This window comes from Donghicola sp. XS_ASV15 (assembly GCF_041224595.1).
Lineage (GTDB): Bacteria > Pseudomonadota > Alphaproteobacteria > Rhodobacterales > Rhodobacteraceae > Donghicola.
This window is the reverse complement of record NZ_JBGFGN010000010.1, coordinates 1-6,673: the sequence shown is the minus strand read 5'-3', so window position 1 is coordinate 6,673 and position 6,673 is coordinate 1. Positions and strand designations below refer to the sequence as shown.

11 protein-coding genes and 1 pseudogene are annotated in these 6,673 nt (G+C 54.5%); 3 read left to right on the top strand and 9 right to left on the bottom strand.

Annotated features, from left to right (window positions below; translation table 11 throughout):
- Nucleotides 1–129: 129 nt before the first annotated feature.
- Together AB9K37_RS00150 and AB9K37_RS00145 are read left to right on the top strand one after the other, a co-directional pair.
- Nucleotides 130–972 (top strand): annotated as a pseudogene (locus AB9K37_RS00150) (flagellar biosynthesis protein FlhB); the annotation flags it as partial.
- A complete protein-coding gene (locus AB9K37_RS00145) occupies nucleotides 969–1,298 on the top strand; it encodes a hypothetical protein (RefSeq protein ID WP_369835057.1) in 330 nt (109 codons plus the stop codon). The pseudogene AB9K37_RS00150 and the gene AB9K37_RS00145, both read left to right, overlap by 4 nt.
- On the opposite strand, the gene AB9K37_RS00140 is transcribed toward AB9K37_RS00145, so the two are convergent.
- Genes AB9K37_RS00140 through AB9K37_RS00100 form a run of 9 tightly spaced genes read right to left on the bottom strand, consistent with a single transcriptional unit; the run spans nucleotide 1,295 to nucleotide 5,801 of the window.
- Nucleotides 1,295–1,768 carry a flagellar basal body-associated FliL family protein gene (locus tag AB9K37_RS00140; RefSeq protein ID WP_369835056.1) on the bottom strand — a complete coding sequence of 158 codons (474 nt, stop codon included), beginning with the start codon at nucleotides 1,766–1,768 and terminating at the stop codon, nucleotides 1,295–1,297. The genes AB9K37_RS00145 and AB9K37_RS00140 overlap by 4 nt on opposite strands.
- Nucleotides 1,769–1,777: 9 nt before the next feature.
- A complete protein-coding gene (gene flgH / locus AB9K37_RS00135) occupies nucleotides 1,778–2,521 on the bottom strand; it encodes a flagellar basal body L-ring protein FlgH (protein ID WP_369835055.1) in 744 nt (247 codons plus the stop codon).
- A complete protein-coding gene (gene flgA, locus AB9K37_RS00130; protein ID WP_369835054.1) occupies nucleotides 2,518–2,946 on the bottom strand; it encodes a flagellar basal body P-ring formation chaperone FlgA in 429 nt (142 codons plus the stop codon). Before flgA ends, flgH begins: the two co-directional genes overlap by 4 nt.
- Entirely contained in the window at nucleotides 2,946–3,731 is a 786-nt protein-coding gene (gene flgG, locus AB9K37_RS00125; protein ID WP_369835053.1) for a flagellar basal-body rod protein FlgG, read from the bottom strand. Before flgG ends, flgA begins: the two co-directional genes overlap by 1 nt.
- Before the next feature lie 12 nt (nucleotides 3,732–3,743).
- Nucleotides 3,744–4,457, bottom strand: a complete 714-nt coding sequence (locus AB9K37_RS00120) for a flagellar hook-basal body complex protein (protein WP_369835052.1) — start codon at nucleotides 4,455–4,457, stop codon at nucleotides 3,744–3,746.
- Nucleotides 4,457–4,729 (bottom strand): flagellar biosynthetic protein FliQ, encoded by a 273-nt coding sequence (locus AB9K37_RS00115; RefSeq protein ID WP_369835058.1) that lies wholly within the window; start codon nucleotides 4,727–4,729, stop codon nucleotides 4,457–4,459. The genes AB9K37_RS00120 and AB9K37_RS00115 overlap by 1 nt, the downstream gene beginning before the upstream one ends.
- Nucleotides 4,726–5,013, bottom strand: a complete 288-nt coding sequence (gene fliE, locus AB9K37_RS00110; protein ID WP_369835051.1) for a flagellar hook-basal body complex protein FliE — start codon at nucleotides 5,011–5,013, stop codon at nucleotides 4,726–4,728. Before fliE ends, AB9K37_RS00115 begins: the two co-directional genes overlap by 4 nt.
- A gap of 17 nt (nucleotides 5,014–5,030) precedes the next feature.
- On the bottom strand, nucleotides 5,031–5,423 hold the full coding sequence (gene flgC, locus AB9K37_RS00105; protein ID WP_369835050.1) for a flagellar basal body rod protein FlgC: 393 nt from the start codon (nucleotides 5,421–5,423) through the stop codon (nucleotides 5,031–5,033).
- Nucleotides 5,424–5,432: 9 nt separating this feature from the next.
- Complete coding sequence (locus AB9K37_RS00100; RefSeq protein ID WP_369835049.1) at nucleotides 5,433–5,801, bottom strand: flagellar basal body protein; 369 nt, start codon at nucleotides 5,799–5,801, stop codon at nucleotides 5,433–5,435.
- An 87-nt stretch (nucleotides 5,802–5,888) separates the two neighbouring features.
- Here AB9K37_RS00100 and AB9K37_RS00095 point away from each other — a divergent pair, with 87 nt between their 5' ends.
- Nucleotides 5,889–6,539: a hypothetical protein gene (locus AB9K37_RS00095; RefSeq protein ID WP_369835048.1), complete on the top strand. Its 651-nt coding sequence runs from the start codon at nucleotides 5,889–5,891 to the stop codon at nucleotides 6,537–6,539.
- Nucleotides 6,540–6,673: the final 134 nt, after the last annotated feature.

The window sequence follows — 6,673 nt, the reverse complement described above, 5'->3', positions numbered from 1 at the left end:
CACCCGATCTGCCCGTTGCAAGCCCGCACCCTCTGGGTGATCCATGAAACGCGCCCCTCGCAGCCTTCAACACCATGTTTTATATAGGAAATATAATGGTCAGGACAGCGAAATCAGCGCCTTACTTGGGAAATGTGGGTTAAAACGGTTTTCGGGCTTCTTCAGATATATTCTTTGCCGATCGTTGTTGCTCTATTATTCGGTGGATTTCTCAAAGGAATGAACTTCAGATTGGAGAATATTTCTCTGAATTGGCAAAGATTGAGTCCAGGTCGGAATGCGGTGCAAAAATTTGGCTCAAAGGGAATGGTTCAGTTTTTGACGGCGCTATCGAAAGTTAGCGTCGTTTCTGTGATTGGCAGTATTCTCTCTCTGAGCCTGTATCGTGAATTTCATTATTTGATGCAGGCTGATTTGCTATTCCAATTTCAGGAAGATCAGATGGACACAAAGGTCCTGCTAGTTTGCTTGGCTGTGTGTTTTCTAGTATTTGGGGTGATTGATTTCACTATAAAGAAACAGGCTTTTCTAAAAGAGCACATGATGACCGATCGCGAGGTCAAAGATGAGCATAAGGACAATGAAGGCAGTCCAGAGGTAAAGCAGAAACGCCGGCAACGCGCATTTGAGATTAGTTCAAGCCGAATGTTGCAAGACGCGGCTTCCGCGGATGTCTTGATCGTGAACCCGGTTCACGTTGCCATTGCTCTGAAGTGGTCCCGTGAAAAGGGGAGCGCACCGATCTGTGTGGCCAAAGGACAAGATGAAATTGCACTGCGGATAAAGGAAATAGCGATCGAGAATAACATCCCTGTTCACCAAGACATTCCGACCGCGCGGGCGTTAAATGTCCTTTGCGACATTGGGGAAGAGGTTCCGCCAGATCTTTACGCGGCGGTTGCGATGGCAATTCGGTTTGCTGACAAAATCCGCGAGCGCGCAAGAAAAACGCCATATACGGAGGTCTCATGACGCCAGACCAGAAAAGCTTGATCGAGCTTGCGCAGATGATCGCAGATCGGGAAATCGCTGAGATTGGAGCGCACTCTCAAGACGTGCAGCGCCTTGCGAACAAGATTGGAGAGCTGCGAATGGTTGCGATGTTGCAGCCCTCGGAAGCGCCAGCGCAACTTCAAGTTATGGGGAATGCTTGGGGGGAGTGGCGGAGGCGGGAGATCGGGTCGCTTAACCTTAATCTGGCGAAGGCTTCGTTATTGGAAGAGGCCGCAAAGCAAAAAGCGCGACGCGCCCTGGGACGGCGCCTCGCGCTAGAGAGTATTTTCAAGGAGACGTCCTAGGCAGCTTGTCGCACGAGATCGGTAATCAAGATCTTCTGAACACCCTCGCCCATCACGCTTTGTGCGCTTTGAAGAAGGTATTTGCGTAGAACGGACATCTTGTCTTCGCTGTAGTACCGTCCTGAAAACCCTCCGTGGCTCGAATGTTCAAAAAGAACCTTCATGATCCCATCACGAAGGCGGGGCTCAAGCTCGAAAACCTCTTCGCTCTTTTCCTCTGCCACCTCCAGACTTAGGCTCAGAATGACCAAAGCGCTTTGGCCGTTATCTTCAATAACAGGCACGATGAACTGATTGTTAAGTTTTACGATCTCGGTGGTTTTTGGGGTTTGGTCGAGCATGTCGATTGAGCTCTCTTCGTGGCCTTTGCCCAAGGGAAGCTGCGAGGGATCAACAGGCAGGAAAAAGCCTGCACCGGCGCCGGCTCCTAGGCCAACCAGTGTCAAAACGGCAGGAAGAAGGATTTTCATCGTAACACTCTAGAAAGGAAGGATAATGTCAGTGATCTGCTGGCCGTATCGCGGCTGCTGTACATCAGTAATCTGACCTCTTCCGCCATATGAGATCCGTGCCGAGGCGATCTTGTCGTATGTGATCTCGTTACCGCGGGAGATGTCCTCGGGGCGCACAAAGCCTTCGACCAGAAGCTCGCGAAGCTCGAAGTTCACACGCACTTCCTGTTGTCCCTCAATCACCAAGACACCGTTTGGCATCACGTTGGTGACCGTTGCGGCGATCCTGAGGGTTAATTTTTCATTCCGGCGGACCGACCCTTTTCCTGCGCTTTCTCCCGAGGAACTAAGCGACACAGCGTCGGCAAGGCTTGCACCCTCTGGCAAATCTGACTGGACCCGCTGGGGAATCCCGAAGAGCGATGGGAGCGATAGGTTCTCGGATCCATCGCGTGAACGTTGGGTCGAATTTGAGATTTCCGCCTCATCATCAATCTCGATGACGACTGTCAGAATATCCCCCCTTTTTTCTGCGCGCCGGTCCCCAAGTAAGGACTTTTGCCCCGCATCCCACAGAGAGGCTTCGTCGCCCCGTCGATGGGGGGCTGCAGTGTAGAGGGGGATGCCTGGGCTGAGCATTGCAGCGTGCTCGGTGTTTTCAGTTTCGATCGGCGAAAACGTTGGTGCGCGGCCGAGATGATCCAAGCGATTGCATCCCGGCAGTAGGAGGATGCCACAGAGTATGACACTATATACGTGATACTTCTTCATTTAATGCTACCAGATACTGATATGGTTGCGTCAGGCTGGACCGCTCCCTGAACGATTGTCCGCGACGATAGGTTCATCACTCGGATCAAATCTCCATCGGCGCCCCTCTCCATTGCGCGGCCTTCGGCAGAGATTGTCAGCGCGCCGATTTGATAAACGAGCGTGGTGAGCTGGTTGCGCTCGACAAGCGCAGGAGATGACAGGCCAGCTAGGTAAAGAGGGCGTCCACTATAGATTGTCGATCGGACTTCTTTGCCCAAGACCTCGGAAATTGTCGCCGCCGCACCAGGTGTATCGCCACCGACAATCGTGAAATCGCCTTCGTTGATCACCGTCCGCGCGGGGAGCGTTCGGCTCGCTACAAGCGTTTCGGCCTGAAGTGGCATGGCGTTCAAGAGGCACAAGAGAAGTCCTGCAAACCGCATCACCGCACCTGAGTGGTTGCGCCAAGCATCTGATCGGCCGCAGAAATAACTTTGGAGTTCAGCTCGTACCCACGCTGGGCTTCAATCAGCGCCGTGATCTCTCGCACTGGGTCGACAGAGCTGTCTTCAAGGTAGCCTTGCCGCAAAGTCCCCAAGCCTTCTTCGCCGGGTTCAGCATTGTAAGGCGCGCCAGAAGCCTCGGTCTCGCGGAACAGATTGGACCCGAGCGCCTCGAGGCCGCGGGGGTTCGCGAAGTTGGACAGGGCGATTTGCCCCAGAAGTTGCCCTTCGGCGCTGTCGGCGAAATATCCGTATACCTCGCCATCGGCATTAATGTGGACACTTTGCGCATCTACCGGGATCATGATGTCAGGGTTCAACGCGTGCCCATCTGACGTCACAAGCAAACCGTCAGCGGAACGTTTCAGAGCGCCATCTCTTGTATAGGCCGACTCGCCAGACGGGAGCGCGACCTCAAAGTACCCAGCACCTTCGATCGCGATGTCCAAGTCGCCACCCGTCTCTGTCAGCGCACCTTGTGACAAGTTCACGGAAACAGAAGAGGGCCTAACGCCGAGGCCAAGCTGAATACCGGTGGGCACGACACTCCCGTCGCTACCGCTGATGCTGCCAGCTCGGGTGATCTGTTGATAGTGTAGGTCCGAAAACTCGGCGCGGCGGGCGTTGTAACCGGTGGTGCTCATGTTGGCGAGGTTGTTTGAAATCACCTCGACACGGGTTTGTTGGGCGCTCATCCCTGTGGCTGCGATAGTTAAGGCTCGCATCTTTTGGTTCCTTTATCGTGTAAGAGTGTCGATGGCGTTGCGCATGCGCTCGTCTTCGGAGCGCAGAAAGCTCTGGCCCAATTCGTAGGCACGCTGAACTTCGACCATGCGGGCCATCTGACGGATCGGGTCGACGTTTGACGCCTCGAGATATCCTTGACGCAAGGCACCGCCATTGGTTGGCAAAATGCCATCCGGTGCGGCAAACACGGCGCCTGCAGAACGGTTTAGGTTTCCGGGGTTTTCGGGGCTCACAACGCCAATTTTCGCAAGTGGTTGCCCGTCGGCAGACAGCGTTCCGTCAGGCGCGATTGCAATTTCTCTGGCGTCGGGCGGTACTTGGATTGGGGTTCCGCCAAGGTCCATCAGTGCGAAACCATCGGGGCTGCGCAAAGTACCAAACGCGTCAGGTACGAAATGGCCCGCTCTGGTCAGGCGCGGTTGCCCGTTGTCGTCGACCTGAAAGTAGCCCTCTCCGTCGATTGCCAAATCGAACTGGCCGCCGGTCTCGTACAGTGCGCCTTGGGTGTTAGACACGAGCCGACCGTGGGCTTTGGTCATCGACAGGCCACCGTCAACCGTTTGGGGCGCGAGGTATTCCGAAAACAAGACGCCTTGCTCGCGGTAGCCCGTGGTCTGCGCATTGGCAATATTCTGTGCGATCACCGACATCTCTTGCAGCAAGCCTTGCTGGCGGGACAACGGTGCAAAAGAAGACGAATCCATCAGTGGGACCTCGCGAGAATCGGGATAATCTCGTTCTGGAAGAGGTTGACCAAGCTCGCGGTCATAAAATCCATGCTCATCCAGAAGGTGATGACGATGGCCAACAGCTTGGGAACAAAGGTCAGGGTCATCTCTTGCAAGGACGTGAGAGCCTGCAAAAGACCGATAACCAAGCCTGTGACCAGAGCGACAGCCAGAATTGGTAACGAGACTTGAACAGCCGTCCAAAGCCCCAGCCGCATCAAGTCAAATATGACTGTCTCGGACATCAGATGGGCATGCGCAGGATCTCTTGGTAGGCTTGGACCACCTTGTCGCGGACGGAGACCACGGTCTCAACGGCCAACTCTGTTTGCGCGATCGCTTGGACCAATGCTGCATTGTCTGTGTTGCCAGACATCGCGCTCACGGCGGTTTCCTCGGTTGCCTTCAGCGCGTCGGCAAAGCTCTGGACCTTTGAAATGGTCTGCTCTGGAATGTCTGCCTGCGGTGCGGGCTTCAGGATTTCTTTGGCTGCGCTGAATTTCTGGTTGGCAAAAACGGAACTGATATCCATCACTTTATCCTTCTGGATTACTTGCGGAGAAGATCGAGTAGACTCGAGGACATCTCTCGCGCTTGTTGGAACATTTTCAGATTGGCTTCATAGGAGCGCTGCGCGGCCCTTGCGTCGGCAAGCTCTATGACAAGATCGACGTTTGATCCGCGGTAGTGCCCGCTTTCATCGGCCATCGGATGGGCGGGATCGTAGATTTCCTGAACAGGTGTTTGATCTAGGACCACGCGACCGGCTTGCGGACCCTGATCGGCAGACAGGGTAAATTCTTTGGTTTTCACCGAAAGCAATTTGCGCTGGTAGCCGGGAGTGTCAGCATGCGCGATATTCTCGGAGACATGGCGCAGGCGCTGACTTTGCAGACGTAGGCCATCGGACGAAATCGACATGGATTGCGTGAGATCGGTCATCCGCTTGCCTCACATTTTGCCAAGACTGGACCGCAGGATCCCGAGCGTTGAACGATAGACATTCAAGGCGCGTTGATGGTCACCTTCGATCTGAGCGCTGTTCAAAAGCTGTTGCTCCAGATCGACAGGTGTTTTTGTGTCTACCTGGTCAAAGCCGCTCTTGGTCGCAGTGAGAAAGCTGCCGAAATGATCGTCCCGCGTGCTATTCATCGCTAGTGGCTGCGGGGCAGAATATGACGTCTCGAAATCGCGCATCTCGCGCGCTGTATAGCCCGGAGTCTCGGCGTTCGAGATGTTCAAGGCAGTAACGCTCTGCCGTGCGGTGGCGTGGGACATCAGATCCGTAGCCACTCTGAAAATGCCGATATTTTCAAACATCGGGGCTTCTCCCTCGATTAGCTTCAATCAAGGGTTAACCGCGATTCCTTTAGAAACGGTTTGCATAAACCTGTTCGAGGATTTTCGATGACCAACCTTGCAACCTTGGGAAACCAGATCAGCATCCTACGAGCTGTCAAAGAGTGTGGCCGGATTTCCTCTGTGAAATCAGGTATTTTGAAGATCTCGGGTTTGAATCATCGAGCGCGACTCGGTGATGTTGTCGGAGTTTGTTCCGCCGAGCAAACCTTTGAGGCAGAGGTCATCGGGTTAGAAGAAAATGAACTCATCGCCCTGCCAGAAAGATCACCTGCAGGCTGCGCAATAGGCGATTCGAGCGAATATCGGGGTGCGCGCCGAATTGCGCCGGATCAAAGTTGGCTTGGCCGGATCATCGATCCTTGGGGGCGACCACTGGACGGTCGGCCGCTGTTGGGGGGCGCTAGACCGGTGTCTCTTGATCAGTCTCCCCCTGCAGCGGCGCGGCGTCGTGGTTTTGGCGCGCGTATGTCCACTGGATTGAACGTGTTTGACACTGTCCTTCCATTGGTGCGCGGGCAGCGTATGGGCATCTTTGCCGGTTCTGGTGTCGGAAAATCACATTTGCTCGGTGAACTGGCGGTTGGTGTCCACGCTGATGTTCGTGTGATCGCTTTGATCGGTGAACGTGGTCGCGAAGTTGGAGCCTTTGTCAAAGATGTGCTTGGAGAAGAAGTTCTGTCAAAGAGCGTTGTGTGAACGGCGGAGCAATACTCGGCCACGGTAGCGACGGCATAGTGTTGTCGCGGGCGGCGTAAAAGTCGTCCACTTTTGCCCTTTCGGATTTCGGGAGGGCTTGGGGATATACACCGTGGACTTGTATTTGAAGGTGC